The following is a 14,857-nucleotide window of genomic DNA, read 5'->3' on the forward strand; positions in this document are numbered from 1 at the left end:
TGTACGAAACAGACACAATGGGGGCATGAGCAATAACTCGCATGGCACCGAACAACTCGCTAACAGCGCGGATAATAGGGGGTCTGCTGCACCGAATAGCCCCGGGTCCGTGCGGCCCAGCGTCGGGGAATTGCGTGACCGCGCGGTACTTATCGCCCGCGCAGCCGCGGCGCACATCGCCAGTCGTCGGGTCGAACTCGGCTCCGATGGCGTTTTAGCAAGTTCCGAAACGAAGTCCTCAGCTGTTGACCCCGTCACCGTCGTCGACCGTGAATCTGAGGAGCTCATTCGTTCGCTTATCAAGACGTTTAGCAGCTCTGACCGCATTTTGGGCGAAGAAGGCGGGCTTGACGACGGCGCGAGTTCCCCAGCGCAGGCTGCCAACGAGGGCGAAGCGGTGACCTGGATTGTAGACCCCATTGATGGCACGGTGAATTTCCTTTACGGCCTGCCCAATTGTGCCGTGAGTATCGCTTGCGCCGTAGGCGATGAGGTAGTGGCGGGTGCAGTGGCAAATGTGTCCTCGGGAGAGATTTACAGTGCAGCTAAGGGAGAGGGCGCTCAGGTTTCTCGGCGGGACGGCACTGTGCAGACGCTTAGTTGTTCCCCAACGGCCGAGCTGGAAAAGACACTTGTGGCAACGGGATTCAGCTATTCCGCTAGTCTCCGGCAGGTGCAGGGCCGGATAGCGTCGCAGTTGCTGGGGGAGTGTCGAGATATTCGGCGCATGGGATCGGCGGCGCTGGATTTGTGCATGGTGGCGCACGGGCGTGTTGATGCGTATTACGAACACGACATCAAAACTTGGGACTATGCGGCTGGTGCTCTGATTGCGGCTGAAGCAGGCGCAAGGATTAGGGTCCCGGAATTCACTCAGTGTGCTAACGCTGCCGGCCGGCCGGAGGGAGACCCGCTCGACTTTGGTGTCGGTGCGGCGAACCCTGAAGTTGCCGATGCGTTCTTCGAGGCATTGGATGGTGCTGTCGCGCAGGCTAGGAATTAATGTGTCGGTCTAGGAGCAGGTGCTCGAGCCTAACGAGCTCAACCCCTCTAGGTCGGCTTGTTCGCCACGGTCTAATGCGGACATCGTTTCCTCAACCTGGCTGGCTACTTCGAGATCCTTAAACCCCTTACCCAAGGACACATCGACGGTTGCATCCGGCCGACCATCGTGGATGAGCTCAAAGCAGGGGAAAAGAGCGTGCAGCGCTGCGGCGTGGCCATTGAAGTCCTCGCCATAGCGCAGCTGGCCGAAGCAACCGAGGTCTTGGTTTTCCACAATTGGGTCGTTGCCGTAGGGAACCTGCTCATCGAGAACAAAATCGAGCTGCCGCAATTGCTCGGCGACGGTTGTAGCCTGGCCGACTTTGCCGTTGGCATTATAAACGCGCACATGAACATCCGACGGTGGAACGACGTGCTCTCCGATTAGTGTGGTGGAGGAAACAGGGGTGCCAGCCGCGGGGAGGGAACAGGATACCGGATAACTTGCCGGTTGGCTGCGGAATGCCAATACCCACAACGTAGCGGCAATCACTACAGCAACGACGGAAACCACCACGTAGGGAACAATTTTTCGTCGATGTGATGTGCTCGAAGTGCTCGCGGGGCCTGAACTCATAGCCATCATGTTATCCTCTCCTCGGCTTATGGGCATAGAAACCTATTCTGACCTGCAGAGATGACAGATTGCGTGAATTGCCTTAATATCCGCTGAGAAAGGCACTGGAGAGTACAGGGTGTCAATCGTCTCAACGCGTTGTATTCTCCGAGAAAAAGTCAGTTCACAATGTCTAGCAAAGGTCCAGAAAGAAGGTTTGGGACATGGCTGTAAACTACGATGCCCCGCGTACTCGTGAAACCGAAGAGCTGGAGACCGATTCCCTCGAGGGCCTTCAGGCTGCATCTGCTGAGAAGGAAATCGACGACACTGACGACGGCGAAATTGTTGAGCCATTCGAGTTGCCGGTTGCCGACATCGCGGGTGAAGAATTCGATATGGATGTTGCCCCGAAGGGGGAGGATGAATTCACCTGTGGCTCCTGCTTCATGGTGATGCACCGCTCAATGATCGCAATCGATAACGGCGATGGATTCCCCATCTGTCAGGACTGTGCCTAATCCCCGCACAGCCGGGATAGCTTCCTAGGAAAAAGGAAAACCGCCACTACCACGGTTCTGGCGGCGCTGGGGCCGTCGGCAAGCGTGTAGCGGCGGTGAGAGATTTGACCTAGCGGTCGAAGAGACTGTCAAGCAGTGCCTCGGGGTGGCGGGTGGAGACCAGCCAATAGGGGGTGGGGTCGTCCGGATCGTCGAGGACTAGCAGCACCATCGTGGGAATCCACGTGTGTGTAACCAGGAACGCTGCTGGATCGAGCTGACGGCCCAACGCATTGCGCTGCGCGGACTTCGGGACCACCAGGGATTTGGCAACAACCGATGCTGGCAAAACTGCCGTGCCAGCGTGAAGCCAGCGTTCACCAGTGCTGTCCACTTCCACGGACACCGTGGTCTTCGACATAGTCAACAGCACCCACACGCCCACGGCCAGACAAATAATGCCGCCGATGACAAGCCAAATCGGTGAACGGTTAAAGCCAATCTGGGCCGTGCATACAAAAACGGCAGCAGCGCCGAGTACCCAGAACCACCAGGGAACCCAGAGCTTTTCGGAATAGACAATCGATGAATCTCCGCTCGAGCTCATTGCTATTGCCGCACCTTCAGAGACGGATGCTGAGCTGTCGTCGCGACGAGGCTGCAGGTTATCTTTTCCACTCACGGTTATCCATTCTAGGGCACGGCTATGCTCGGTACTGACAAGGCCGAAGTGCGGTTCTTAAAAGACGCGACAGCGAAGGATATACAAAGAGATGACTTATGCCCCGGTGCAAGTGAAAAAGCTCGCTAAAGACGCTGTGATTCCCCAGCGTGCGCATGCCGATGATGCCGGTGTGGATTTGAGCTCAGTGGAGGATGTCGTCCTAGCACCAGGGCAGCGGGCGCTCGTGGGAACCGGTATTGCCATTGCTTTGCCGGCGGGCACAGTGGGATTGGTTCATCCTCGCTCCGGATTGGCTTTCAAAAAGGGGCTGTCCATCGTCAACGCTCCCGGCACGATTGATGCCGGTTACCGTGGTGAGCTTAAAGTCTGCCTGATCAACTTGGACCCGACCAATGCGGTGGAGATCGCCAAGGGCGATCGAATTGCCCAATTGGTTGTGCAGAAGGTCGAGCTCAGCCCGCTGGTGGAAGTCGATGAGCTCGATGAAACTGAACGCGGCGCGGGCGGTCACGGGTCAACCGGAGTGTCCACGACGCTTTAAAACGCCTCTGACAGCGCGGGGACCCTACCAAGTGTGGTTCAATGCGTGAAGAGCTCAATAAAGCGTTTACAAAAGCGTATACAAAGATTTCTTTTTAGCGAGGTGTCAATAAACCACCATGTGGCCATTTGGAAAGAAGAACCAGCCAGAAGAACCAGCTGCTGAGGCAGAGGCCGTTACCACCGACTCTGCGGCGCCAGCTTCTGAGGAGGCTACCGCAACCGTGCATGACGACGCGTCGGAAACCGCCGCGGAGAACGCACCAGCAAACGGCCCCTTCGACATCAACAGCGCTAGCCCGACGCAGTTTGATTTTTCGGACTTCGCGAAGGCCAGCCTGAACCTCGGTTCGATGCTGCTGCCTATTCCTCACGTTGGTGATATTCAGGTGGAGATGGGGCCGACAGGTCCAACCATGCTGCACGTCGCCACTGAGCATGGCCGCGTAACTCCTGTAGCATTCGCTGCTCCGACGTCGGGCGGCCTCTGGGAGGAGTCCGCTCAGGAAATCAAGGACGGTCTTGAGTCCGATGGCCTCGATGTCCACGTCGAGCAGGGGCCGTGGGGTTCTGAGGTCGTAGGTCGCACCTCCGATATGGAAATGCGAATCATCGGCGCCGACGGCCCGCGTTGGATGCTTCGCATGACGGCTTCCGGTCCGGCTGATCGGGCGGAGGAACTCGCAAATCTCGCCCGCGGTCTCCTTGCCCGTAGCTTCGTCTCGCGCGGTGAAAACCCGATGCCAGCAGGTCAGCCGCTTCCGGTTACGCTGCCGTCCCAGATGGCCGAGCAGATTCGTCAGGCATACCAGCAGCAGGCCCAGGCTGCCCAAGCTGAAGGTGAACCCGGGCAGGTGCCAGGCGCTACTGGTATCAACCCGGATGGCTCCACCAATTAGTTTGGTCAACCCGCCAGCAGAGAGAAGCTAGCTACTTGACCAGTTAGAAAAGGATCTGCAGGCGCGACTGTGCACTGCCCGCCGCCGTCACCCGACAGCGGCTTTTCTCTTGTCAGCGGGTAGTATCACACTGCGTGAACATCGAAGTGACTATTGACCGTCCCGCTGCCGGCGGAGAATTCATTGCCAGCTATGACGGACGTATCGGTTTCGTCACCGGCGGCATCCCCGGCGAACGCGTTGTTGTCGAGATTGCCAAACCTGATGCCAAGCTGTGGCGCGGCAATGTCGTTGAGGTTCTGGATGCCTCAGAACATCGAGTTTCGCAGCGTTGCCAAGCAGCTCAGCAGGGCGCGGGTTGTTGCGACTGGGGTTTTATTGATCCTGAGCACGCGGCGCGTCTCAAGGCTGATGTCTTGACTGATTGTCTCCGCCGTCTGGGACGTTTCACCGCCGACGAGCTGCCAGCTATCGATGTCGTTCCACTTGCGCCCACTTCCCACTGGCGAACGCGCGTGCGGCTAGGTGTGGATTCCCAGGGGCGAGCGGGATTACGGCGTTCTCGTTCCCACGATCTTGTCATCGGCTCCGAGTGTGCCCAGACAGTACCCAATCTCATCGCTGGCTTTTCGACGGCCGGAACCATCCCCGCCGCTAAGCCTGCTCGCGGTCGCGGGAGCAAGAAGCCGAAGCCAGGAGAACTCCATGTGGCCATGGACACGGAGGGTAACCGAAGTGCTGTGTACGTTTCCGGCAGCGGCAGGAACCGCAAGCAAACGGTGATTGAAGGCGAGCCAACCACTCAGCACACTGTTCACGGCATCACTTTCGATGTGCCGACTACCGGTTTTTGGCAAGCTCATCGCCATGCTCCTGAGTTCTATGGCTCGCGCATCATTGACCTGTTGGCCGGTCAGTCTTTCTCCTGTGGTTGGGATCTTTACGGTGGCGCAGGCGTTCTGTCGGCGGCACTTCGCAAGCTAGTAGACGTTGAGGGCTCAATTCTCTCTGTCGAGGGTTTTGCAGCGGCAGCGACGGCGGGGCGCAAGGCCTTCACTGCAGCTGACCACAGTGCGAATGCGTCGCCTGCGGCACCAGTCCGGTTCGTTACTGGGGATGTCACCAAGGTTGTGCGCCGCGAAGTTGCTAATGAGGAAACACCAAATCCGGATGTCGTCGTTCTCGACCCTCCGCGCTCCGGTGCCGGTAAGGATGCCATTGCCGCTATTGCTGAGGCCAAGCCACGCACGGTTGTACATTTCGGTTGCGATCCGGCGACTTTTGCCCGCGATGCCCGGTACTGGGCTGACCACGGCTACGCGTTCAAACACCTCGAGGTCGTAGACGCATTTGGCCTAACACATCACTTTGAAACCATCGCGGTGCTAGAGCAGCTGTAGCTAGAGTGGGTGCCGCATGGGCGCAAGGACGTTGGCGCCGATTACGTCGGCAAGCAAATGTGCCTGCCATGGGCGGAAACCCTGTTCGCTGAGGTGGGCGGAGATTTCTGTAACGGCTGGCAGGCCGCCAGCGTAGTTGTCGTGGTGGCGGAAAACGAATGAGCCGACTGCGCGGCTGTGAATCCACCACACCAGTTCACGTGTCTGCGCGGAAGTGATGAGTGTGTCTTTGCGCAGGTGGATTTGGGCACAGACGTTGTCGATGCAGTCTCGCGTGGTTTCGAAAATTTCGGCGGCTTGTGGGGCATGTTCAGCCCAACGCCGAAAGTGTGGCATCTCGTTGCGAGGCGGCTTTTGAGGCTTCGGCCATGATGACCTGGGTTCCTGACGGGCTTCATTAACGACCTTCAACCAAGCGTCCGCGGCACCGCGACGGCGACGTGGAAATCCACGGATTGCAGTTAGTTCACGCTGCGTACCGGGGAGTTGTTCTGCGATTGTACGTAGAACGCTGTGACCCATGACGTGTGTTGGGGAGACATCACGGCGCTGCGCGATTTCGTCACGCTCAGTCCACAGTGCACGGGCGACGTTAAGTTGTTCGGGAGTGCGCAGCTTCCCAATCCCTTTGAGCCCCTGCCACGAGTGTACGACGTGCAGACCATCGAGGTATTTACGGTTTAGAGCGAGTTCGCGTTCGCATTCCTGTTCCAGCCATTCCAAACGGTCGAGCTCAGTCAGCGCCTGACAAAGAACCTCGGCGAGTTCGATGAGCAGCTCGACATCCAAGGCTGCGTAGTCCAGCCAATCTGCTGGCAGTGGACGAGTAGACCAATCCTCTCGACCGTGCCCCTTGGCAAGTCCAACTCCGAGGAGTCGCTCTGTCAGAGCTGCTAAGTTGACTCGCTCCAGGCCGAGAAGGCGGCCGGCCAGCTCAGTGTCAATGACTTTGGTGGGGTAGAGACCCAGAGCTGCGAGGCAGGGAAGGTCAGAATGAGCGGCGTGAATAATCCAGGTCAGGTCGTTGACTGAGGAACCGAAAACGGCCATCGCCTTGCGACCATCTTCGGGATCGATGAGAAAGGTGCCCGCTCCACGGCGGCGAAATTGAAGCAAGAAGGCGCGGTCGTCGTAGCGATATGCCGAAGCTCGTTCAGTATCGACTGCGAGCCAACCGTGTCCTTTGGCCAGCTGCTCACCGGCGTCAATAATGTCGTCGATGGCAGAAAGCACGCGTGGAGTTCCCTCGGCTGGGGCAAGTCTTACTTCTACGTCGGGACTAGTTTCCACGTCGGAGCTCATCGCACGCCTCTTCGGTCGTCGGTATCAGCAGTCGCCGGTATCAGCCCAGCAGGGAAACGCCGACGGGTGGCAGACCAGCGACGTTCGCTAGTACCTGAGCGAAGGATTCAACGTGGGTGCGCAGGTCGGTGCCACGAGCAGTCCACGATGCGCGCATTTCTAATTGAAAGGCCTGTGGCTTGCCGCCGATCTCGCCATAGCGGACAGAGTTCGTAGTAGTCACCGTGCCACCCAAGTTCGACAGTTCGGCGTTGTTCTCAGCCAGAGCCTCGGTGAGCCATTGCCAGGCAACCTGGGGAAGCAACGGATCTTCCGCGAGGGAGGCATCCATATCCGCCTGGATGTATGCAACCAAGCGCATGTCACCGTCCCAGGTTTCCTCACTGCGGGGGTCATGGAGCAAAATTAAACGACCAAAGGCATCGTCGTCCGAGGACTCGGGGACGATATCAGCTTCGGGCTGCGTGACCTCAAGCGAGACAGCGTGGCTAAACGGTGCCAGCTTCTGCGGTGGCCGAACGGTGCCCAGAGCAATCTCAGGTCGCAGTTCAGCAGAGTGCATTGACTGGACCGCGGCGCGGAAGTTCTGTGGCATTGAATCGGTTCCATTCACGCGCCTGAACTTAGCCATATGACGCTTGCGTTAGTGGGAGGCGCGCCGAAAAGAGTGGGAAGCGACCAAGCGGTTCGTCGAAAACGCACAGCAGGGCGAGAGAATTTCCTGTTCTTAGTACCCCACATATCAATTTCTAAGGTAAGTGGGGCATGATTGTCCGTATGAACAATCGTCGCACTTTGACTGATGCCCCGATTCTTGATGCAGCTTACGGTCGAACTCCTTCGCGCCGCCCGGTGTGGTTTATGCGGCAAGCTGGTCGTTCACTGCCTGAGTACCGTGAGGTGCGCAAGGACATCGGTATGTTGGACTCTTGCTTCCGCCCGGAACTGCTCGCTGAGATTACTATGCAGCCGGTACGTAGGCACGACGTTGATGCTGCGATTCTTTTTTCCGATATCGTCGTGCCGCTGAAGGCTGCGGGTGTCAACCTGGATATTGTTCCTGGCCGCGGTCCAGTAATGGATACTCCGGTGCGCTCGGAAGCAGACATCAAGGCTCTACCGGAAGTCACGGAAGAGCAACTCGCTCCGGTGGCCGAGGGTATCGGCCTCATTCTGCAAGAGCTGAATGATACCCAGGCACTCATTGGTTTCGCCGGTGCACCGTTCACCTTGGCGTCGTACCTGATTGAAGGCGGTCCATCCCGCAATCACGAGCGCACTAAGGCGCTGATGCACTCGGACCCTGAATTGTGGGATCACCTGATGCAGAAAATCACTCCGATGGTGATTGCTTTCCTGCGCGCGCAGATTGGCGCTGGTGTGGACGCTATTCAGCTCTTCGACTCCTGGGCTGGCTATCTCACCGAGCGTGATTACCGCCGCTTTGTGTTGCCGTACTCGAAGGAAATCTTCCAGGCTGTCGCCGACGCCGGCATTCCGCGCATCCACTTCGGTGTGGGCACCGGCGAGCTTCTCGGTGCGATGGCTGAAGCCGGCCCAGAAGTCATGGGCGTCGACTGGCGCGTGCCACTGGACGTTGCTGCCAACCGCATTCGTGCCACGCTTTCCGACGTTCACCGAGGCGCAGACCCGGCGGAAAACAGCCTTGCATTGCAGGGCAACCTTGACCCGGCGATTCTCTTTGCCGGTGAAGATGCAATGACCCAAGAGATTCAGCGCATCTGCTCTGAGGCGGACCGTGCAATTAAGCGTGGTGACGCCCGTGGACATATCTTCAACTTGGGTCACGGGGTGCTACCGAATACCGATGCCGACGCGATTACGCGCGCCGTTGAGATCATTCACGCAACGTAAAAGCCGACGCAACAGGCGTGTAAAACACGCACTAGCTAATTTCCTACAAGTCTTATCGACCGTGCCCGCTCGAGGCGCGGGCATAGAGAAAGCGTACGAAATACCGTGGTTGCACAACCTTCTACCATTGCCGTCATAGGTGGCGGTATCTCCGGCCTGAGCGCAGCGTATGAGTTGCGTAAAAAGCTCGGACCCGCCGCAAGAATAATTGTCATCGAGTCCAGTGCACAGGTCGGCGGCAAGCTGAAGACTCGACCAGGAGCTAACGGCCCTCTTGAGGCGGGCGCTGAGGCGTACCTGGCGTTCCGTCACGATGCCACCGATTTTTTCAAGGAACTCGGGTTGGCAGATCAGCTAGTCGCCCCTTCGGGGCTGCCTTCCAAGCTCTACATTGGCGGTGAACTCAAGGACCTTCCGCGTAACACGGTCACCGGTATTCCAGGAAGTTCAGAAGGGTTGGGCTACCTCCTCAGCGAGGCCACCCTCGCCAAGATTGATGCCGAGTCGAACCCCGAGCTCACTCCAGCCTTGCACTGGGTACTGGGTGACGACATGAATGTCGGCCAGCTGGTCGCGGCGCGGCTCGGTGAGGAAGTCGTTGACCGCATCGTCTCCCCGCTGCTCGGGGGCGTCTACTCAACCACCGCATACGATCTGGGTCTGCGTGCGACCATCCCACAGCTGGCGGCAGCGCTTGATGAAATGGCTAGTGTCGGTGACCATGTCAGCCTCACCGGCGCTGTCCAGCGCGTTCTGGAAGCACGTAAGGAGGCGCAGCAGGCGCGTCTGAGTAGTGAGGCTGCGACAGATTCGACGAAGACGAAGCGACCGGTGGTCTTCCAAACGTTCCGCGATGGCTTCGAGGTTCTCTACAACACGCTTGTCGACGAATCGGGAGCCGAACTCCTCTTGTCGACGAAGGCTACTGGTCTGCGCCAGCATGACAACGGCTTTGAGGTGACAGTGGAACTGCCGTCGGAAAGCGGCACGAGCATTAGCACTATCGACGTCGACGGTGTTGTCGTGGCGGCACCTTCTGCAACCACATCGGAGCTGTTGAGCAATCTTGCGCCAGAGGCGGCCGAGCTCATTGGTGGGGTAGACACGTCGAACTCGGCGGTGGTCGGTATGTGTTTCGACTCGTCGGAAGGACTGCCGGAGATCAACGGCGTGTTGTGCGAGATTGGTGCTGACCTGTCCGCGAAAGCTTTTACAGTGTCGTCCCGGAAGTGGCCACATATTGGTGAGCGCTACGGTGCCGTTGTGAGGGCAAGCTTCGGCCGTTTTGATGATGACTCGCACGTGCATCGTAGCGACGAGGACCTCATCGCCAGGGCAAAAGCAGATTTGGCTAAGGCGACTGGCTTTGATGTCGAACCGACAGCGGTTTTCGTCCAGCGTTGGTGGGCGGGGATTCCACGCTTCGATATGGGGCATGGAGGCCTGATGGATTTTGCTCGCCAGGATTTGGCCGAGGTGCCTAAGCTTGCAGCAACAGGGGCGTGGCTCAGTGGCCCGGGCATTCCGGAATGTATCTCCAACGCCAAGGCTGCGGCCAGCAAGATTGCTGCGGAGCTGGGATAAAGCTGCGAGATTGGTGCTGAGTACGAAACTGGCGCTGACCCATCGTTTTTAAACAAACCTTTCAACCGAACTAGGAGACAACTAATGACCAAGCTCGATTTCAAGAAGCTCAACGACACCATCCGCTACACCATGTGGTCTGCCTTCAAGGTGACCCCAGGTGCACTCGGTGATAACCGCGAAGAGGCAGTGGCTAAGACCAAGGAATTCCTGGCTCGTTACGAAGACACTGATCTGATCATCCGTGGTTTCTACGATGTTTCGGCCATGCGTGCTGAAGCCGACTTCATGTTCTGGATCCACGCAGAGAAGCTGGAAGACCTGCAGGCGTTCTACAACGCCTTCCTGCGCGAGACTCCGCTGGGCAAGGCATCCACTCCGCACTGGTCGAACGCTGCGCTGCACCGTCCAGCTGAGTTCAACAAGTCGCACCTGCCGTCGTTCATCATGGGTGAAGAGCCGGGACGATGGATTGCGGTTTACCCCTTCGTTCGTTCCTACGACTGGTACCTGCTGGAGCCGACCGAGCGACGCCGCATCCTTGCTGAACACGGTATGGCCGGTCGTGACTACCCGGATGTGCGCGCCAATACTGTCCCGGCGTTCGCACTCGGTGACTACGAGTGGATCCTTGCATTCGAGGGGCCGGAGCTCGACCGCATTGTGGACTTGATGTGGAAGATGCGTTACACCGAGGCTCGTCTGCACGTCCGCGAAGAGATTCCGTTCCACACGGGACGTCGCGTCGATGACATCGCAGAGATCATCAACGTTCTGCCGTAGCTCACGCAATCAACGAGAGAATCAGCAGCGCCGCTGGTCAAGCCCCGTTAACTGACGGGATTTTGACCAGCGGCGCTGCTTCTCTATCTAGTTATTCAGCCGTCTTGTCCGGTTCGAGCGTGAGTGAAATTGAATTGATGCAATAACGCAGGTCGGTCGGAGTATTGTATCCCTCACCCTCAAAGACGTGGCCGAGGTGAGACTTGCAACGACTGCACATCACTTCGGTACGGACCATACCGAGGCTGGTGTCTCGGCGCTCAATAATCCGGTCTCCAGCTAGTGGAGAGAAGAAGGATGGCCAACCGCAGTGAGAGTCGAACTTCTCGTTCGACCGAAACAGCTCGTAACCACAGGCCCGGCAGCGGTAGACACCTTGAGTCTTGGTATCGGTGTACTCACCGGTGAAGGCGCGTTCAGTACCTGCCTGACGCAAAACCTGGTACTCCGCGGCACTGAGGCGTTCGCGCCATTCTTCTTCGCTCAGATTCCAGTCTTCGCTATGCGAATCAACCATTCTGAATAGCCTCCTCAGACTTGAGATCAGATTCCTGATTAGACTTCCTGCCTGCTATCTTCCAGTCGCTCAGCCAGCTGAAGCCGGATGCAAAGCTACGCCCATTGACGGCATCCACAATCGTCATTCGAATGAGTGCTGCCGTGATGGAGAGAATAAGAACGGCCCATCCAATACCGCCGATTGCAACCGTGAACCACGGGAAAAAGAGGTCATCTTCATCAATCCACCAATTGGCGTAGAAGAAACAGAGTACGACTCCGAGTCCTGCGCCCCAATTCAACATGACTGTCGAACCAATATTTCCTTCATTGTCGCGAGCCAAAACCAATGGGCGAAGCACGGTGAGAACCATTGGCAAGAGCGTCATCGAGTAGTACTGCTGGCCCAGGCTGGAAAGGAAGAACGCGCCGGTGAAGAGAACTCCGGAAGTCGTAGCAATCCAGAATTTCTCATCCCTTTCGAGCCAGCGAAGAAGGAGCACGACGGATACCAAGACGAAAATGCCGAAAAAGATCTGCCACAGCAAAATCAGGGTCGGATGGGCACCTAGCCAAACAAGCTGTCCAGTCAGTGAAGCATTTGCAAAGTCACGGACAACTCCCAGGTAGGGGACGGTGATATCTAGGTAGTCACGTGGTTGGACCATGAGCGGCCACGCAATGACATTGGCTGCAATTACCACTCCGATACTGGTCAGTACCGTAGAGAACTGCCTGCGCATGAACGGTAGGAACAGCATTGGCAAGAAAACAGGTTTAATGGTGATTGCGATACCGATGATCAGGCCGGCCAGGATATTGCGCCGCTCGGTCAGAGCAATAAAAAACAGCACTAATGCAAGGAACAGTGAACCGTTGACGTTCGTAAAATCAAGGGTGTTGGTAACGGGTTCCGTGAGGTAGAGCAGTGCTATCGACGCTGGAATGATGGGGCCAGAGCGCGCAATACCAAGCCACCTCAGCAGCAATACAATTGCCGCAATGATTGCAGCTGACTGAAACACCGCAAACCAGATTCGGCCCGATTCAAGCGAGCCGAACAAATCAATCGGGGCTAAAAGTAGGGTAGCGCCTGGGGAATACAGATAGTGCGGATCGGCTGTTACGTAGTCTTCCGAATAAACGGGTACCTGCGATACGAATCGATTAATTGCCGACCAGACGGTCGTAAAGTCATCTGTGCCAGAAACGTCTTTCGGCAAAACCCAGGTGCGGTGAAAAATCACCACAGCTGCGATAGGCCACAAGAAAGCGCTGAGTCCTCGCGACACGTGCCGAGACAGAGGGCGTGGAGCCACCGAATTTGTCTCTGGCGTGTCCTTGGACGTTTGCGTTAATGCCGTTGCGCTTGCGCTCACGTCGGTTTTTGGTTTACTCACAATACTCCACCCTACTGGGTGAAGCTGCGGGAATAGCGTAGGAAGATGTGTGAGTCGGAACGTAGGATATCCCGCACTTCAAAAGCCTGCGGGTTCGTCGAGTTCGAGTCCTCATCAGGGTCGTTCTCGCCGAAAGTCAGGGGGCCGTTACCCACCCACATCGGCGACAATGTCAGGAACAGTTCGTCGACGCACCCCTTTTTGAATGCTTCTCGATACATCGTCGATCCACCCTCTACGACAATGTCCCGATACCCATGTTCAGCCAGCCACGTTAACGCCGCTTTTACCGAGGGGTTAGGGAACTTAACGACGCGAGCCCCGGCCGACTCCATCTTTTTAGCTTTGTTCTTGTGAGCGGCTCTTGCCTCTTCATCATTAAAAGCATCTTTAGTCGGGGTGAAGATTATCGGAGGATTGACTTCTGCATTCGCGAAAAAGTCAGATTTTATATCTAAATCCAACGAGCGCGAAAGTGTGGACATCGCCACGTGCTCGGAGCGACCTAGCTTCTGTCGAACGGCCTCTAGGTACTCCGGTATCTCAACTGGCCCGTACCCCTCGGACGCAATGGTGCCTGTACCAACGAAAACGACGTCGGCAAGCGCGCGAAGCGTGTTGAAAACCGTGGCATCGGTGTCGTTGCCAAGCTGGCCAGAGGTGCCTTCGACGGCGCCGCGTCCGTCCAAGCTGGTGACGGCGATGGCCGTGACGGTGGAGGTGTTGTGAGACACCGCCGCTGTATCATGTGTCGTTTGCGCAGGTCGAGAAAGAAACTGCAGAATTTCGTCGGTCGATGGGCTTACGGAGGTGAGTGTAGCCATACCGCCGAGGTTAAGCCGACGATTGCAGAATAGGCAAGGCCTGGCTTATAAGGGAAGTATTATAATCGTTGTCATTTATAAGGATTGGACTTATAGTAGGGGCATGCGACTAACAGATACTCTTGAGAAGGCATTCAACGACCAGATCACTATGGAGCTCACCGCTTCCCACGTCTACCGCCAGCTGGCAATCGAACTGGACCTGCTGGATTTCTCCGGCATGGCAGAGTGGATGCGTGCACAGGCGGATGAGGAAGTTGATCACGCGAACCAGTTCATCGCACACCTCGATGCTCGCGACAACCACCCGCAGATTGGTGCTGTCGACGCACCGGAGGTGAAGGTCACTTCCGCAATCGATGCATTCCGCATTGCTCTCGAGCATGAAGAGAAGGTTTCGGCATCTATCCGTAACCTCCGCAAGCTTGCTGATAGCGAGGGTGATCTCGACTCCCGCCCGCTGCTGGACAGCTTCGTGGTTGAGCAGATTGAGGAAGAGGACACCGTGCGTGGCATCATCGGTCGCCTGGAGATTGTTGGCGACAACGGTGCTGGCCTGCTGCGTATCGACCGGGAGCTTGGCGCTCGCGACGCAGCTTAACGTCAAACTCGATTTGTGAGTTCGAAAAGAGAAGACCGCTCCAGGGAAGTTCCTGGGGCGGTCGTTTCTATGTAGCTGGGGTATCAATTGATGGGCTTGGCGTCCAGCCAAACCGAAATTCGGGGAGCTGTCATGGGCTGACCGTCCATAGCATTTAGACGAGCGAGCTGCTCAGCAAAGCTCGCCGAATTGGAAAACCTGCCAGCCGAGACGCCCGCCGGACAATATTTTTCCTGCTTAACCCGGGGGAGCGGTAGGACTCGATGAAATTGGTTGCCTAACAAAGGTTGGGTTAAGTGACAAAAAGTGTGTCTGATTTTCAGCCTATTTGCTGGTCAGGCCGCATAAAACGGGCTTATATAAGGT

16 protein-coding genes are annotated in these 14,857 nt (G+C 57.1%); 9 read left to right on the top strand and 7 right to left on the bottom strand.

Going from position 1 to position 14,857, the window contains the following annotated elements:
- The first annotated feature begins 25 nt into the window (after window positions 1-25).
- Complete coding sequence (locus QP982_RS09910) at window positions 26-1,003, top strand: inositol monophosphatase family protein (protein WP_187404192.1); 978 nt, start codon at window positions 26-28, stop codon at window positions 1,001-1,003.
- Window positions 1,004-1,012: 9 nt separating this feature from the next.
- On the opposite strand, the gene QP982_RS09915 is transcribed toward QP982_RS09910, so the two are convergent.
- Complete coding sequence (locus tag QP982_RS09915) at window positions 1,013-1,621, bottom strand: LytR C-terminal domain-containing protein (protein WP_187404191.1); 609 nt, start codon at window positions 1,619-1,621, stop codon at window positions 1,013-1,015.
- A 203-nt stretch (window positions 1,622-1,824) separates the two neighbouring features.
- Here QP982_RS09915 and QP982_RS09920 point away from each other — a divergent pair, with 203 nt between their 5' ends.
- Window positions 1,825-2,121, top strand: a complete 297-nt coding sequence (locus tag QP982_RS09920) for a DUF4193 family protein (protein ID WP_016422655.1) — start codon at window positions 1,825-1,827, stop codon at window positions 2,119-2,121.
- Between the two features lie 109 nt (window positions 2,122-2,230).
- Here QP982_RS09920 and QP982_RS09925 read toward each other — a convergent pair whose 3' ends face one another.
- Window positions 2,231-2,707 (bottom strand): DUF3093 domain-containing protein, encoded by a 477-nt coding sequence (locus QP982_RS09925; RefSeq protein WP_049173043.1) that lies wholly within the window; start codon window positions 2,705-2,707, stop codon window positions 2,231-2,233.
- 166 nt (window positions 2,708-2,873) lie between these two features.
- On the opposite strand from QP982_RS09925, the gene dut reads away from it, so the two are divergent.
- From dut to QP982_RS09940, 3 genes are all read left to right on the top strand, one after another.
- The gene (gene dut / locus QP982_RS09930) at window positions 2,874-3,326 is read left to right on the top strand and encodes a dUTP diphosphatase (RefSeq protein ID WP_048733249.1); all 453 of its coding nucleotides are present in this window, start codon (window positions 2,874-2,876) and stop codon (window positions 3,324-3,326) included.
- Between the two features lie 118 nt (window positions 3,327-3,444).
- Complete coding sequence (locus QP982_RS09935) at window positions 3,445-4,224, top strand: DUF3710 domain-containing protein (protein ID WP_049189730.1); 780 nt, start codon at window positions 3,445-3,447, stop codon at window positions 4,222-4,224.
- Between the two features lie 134 nt (window positions 4,225-4,358).
- Entirely contained in the window at window positions 4,359-5,624 is a 1,266-nt protein-coding gene (locus tag QP982_RS09940) for a class I SAM-dependent RNA methyltransferase (protein WP_284870495.1), read from the top strand.
- Here the strand turns inward: QP982_RS09940 and QP982_RS09945 are convergent, their stop codons facing one another.
- Window positions 5,625-6,926 carry an HRDC domain-containing protein gene (locus QP982_RS09945; protein ID WP_284870497.1) on the bottom strand — a complete coding sequence of 434 codons (1,302 nt, stop codon included), beginning with the start codon at window positions 6,924-6,926 and terminating at the stop codon, window positions 5,625-5,627.
- Window positions 6,927-6,966: 40 nt separating this feature from the next.
- Window positions 6,967-7,521, bottom strand: a complete 555-nt coding sequence (locus tag QP982_RS09950; RefSeq protein ID WP_016422661.1) for a DUF3000 domain-containing protein — start codon at window positions 7,519-7,521, stop codon at window positions 6,967-6,969.
- Window positions 7,522-7,691: 170 nt separating this feature from the next.
- Here QP982_RS09950 and hemE point away from each other — a divergent pair, with 170 nt between their 5' ends.
- From hemE to hemQ, 3 genes are all read left to right on the top strand, one after another.
- Entirely contained in the window at window positions 7,692-8,801 is a 1,110-nt protein-coding gene (hemE, locus tag QP982_RS09955) for a uroporphyrinogen decarboxylase (RefSeq protein WP_049173035.1), read from the top strand.
- A gap of 105 nt (window positions 8,802-8,906) precedes the next feature.
- Complete coding sequence (gene hemG / locus QP982_RS09960) at window positions 8,907-10,385, top strand: protoporphyrinogen oxidase (protein ID WP_284870498.1); 1,479 nt, start codon at window positions 8,907-8,909, stop codon at window positions 10,383-10,385.
- An 84-nt stretch (window positions 10,386-10,469) separates the two neighbouring features.
- Window positions 10,470-11,168, top strand: coding sequence for a hydrogen peroxide-dependent heme synthase (hemQ, locus tag QP982_RS09965; protein ID WP_049173031.1), 699 nt, complete (start codon window positions 10,470-10,472; stop codon window positions 11,166-11,168).
- Between the two features lie 91 nt (window positions 11,169-11,259).
- Here the strand turns inward: hemQ and msrB are convergent, their stop codons facing one another.
- From msrB to QP982_RS09980, 3 genes are all read right to left on the bottom strand, one after another.
- A complete protein-coding gene (msrB, locus tag QP982_RS09970; RefSeq protein ID WP_187404189.1) occupies window positions 11,260-11,685 on the bottom strand; it encodes a peptide-methionine (R)-S-oxide reductase MsrB in 426 nt (141 codons plus the stop codon).
- A complete protein-coding gene (locus QP982_RS09975; protein WP_222865028.1) occupies window positions 11,678-12,934 on the bottom strand; it encodes a glycosyltransferase family 87 protein in 1,257 nt (418 codons plus the stop codon). Before QP982_RS09975 ends, msrB begins: the two co-directional genes overlap by 8 nt.
- Before the next feature lie 143 nt (window positions 12,935-13,077).
- Window positions 13,078-13,890, bottom strand: coding sequence for a dihydrofolate reductase family protein (locus QP982_RS09980; RefSeq protein WP_049193029.1), 813 nt, complete (start codon window positions 13,888-13,890; stop codon window positions 13,078-13,080).
- A gap of 103 nt (window positions 13,891-13,993) precedes the next feature.
- Here QP982_RS09980 and QP982_RS09985 point away from each other — a divergent pair, with 103 nt between their 5' ends.
- Entirely contained in the window at window positions 13,994-14,491 is a 498-nt protein-coding gene (locus tag QP982_RS09985; protein WP_070438323.1) for a ferritin, read from the top strand.
- Window positions 14,492-14,857 lie beyond the last annotated feature (366 nt).

It is taken from the genome of Corynebacterium sp. MSK019, assembly GCF_030232425.1.
Taxonomy (GTDB): Bacteria; Actinomycetota; Actinomycetes; order Mycobacteriales; family Mycobacteriaceae; genus Corynebacterium; species Corynebacterium jeikeium_D.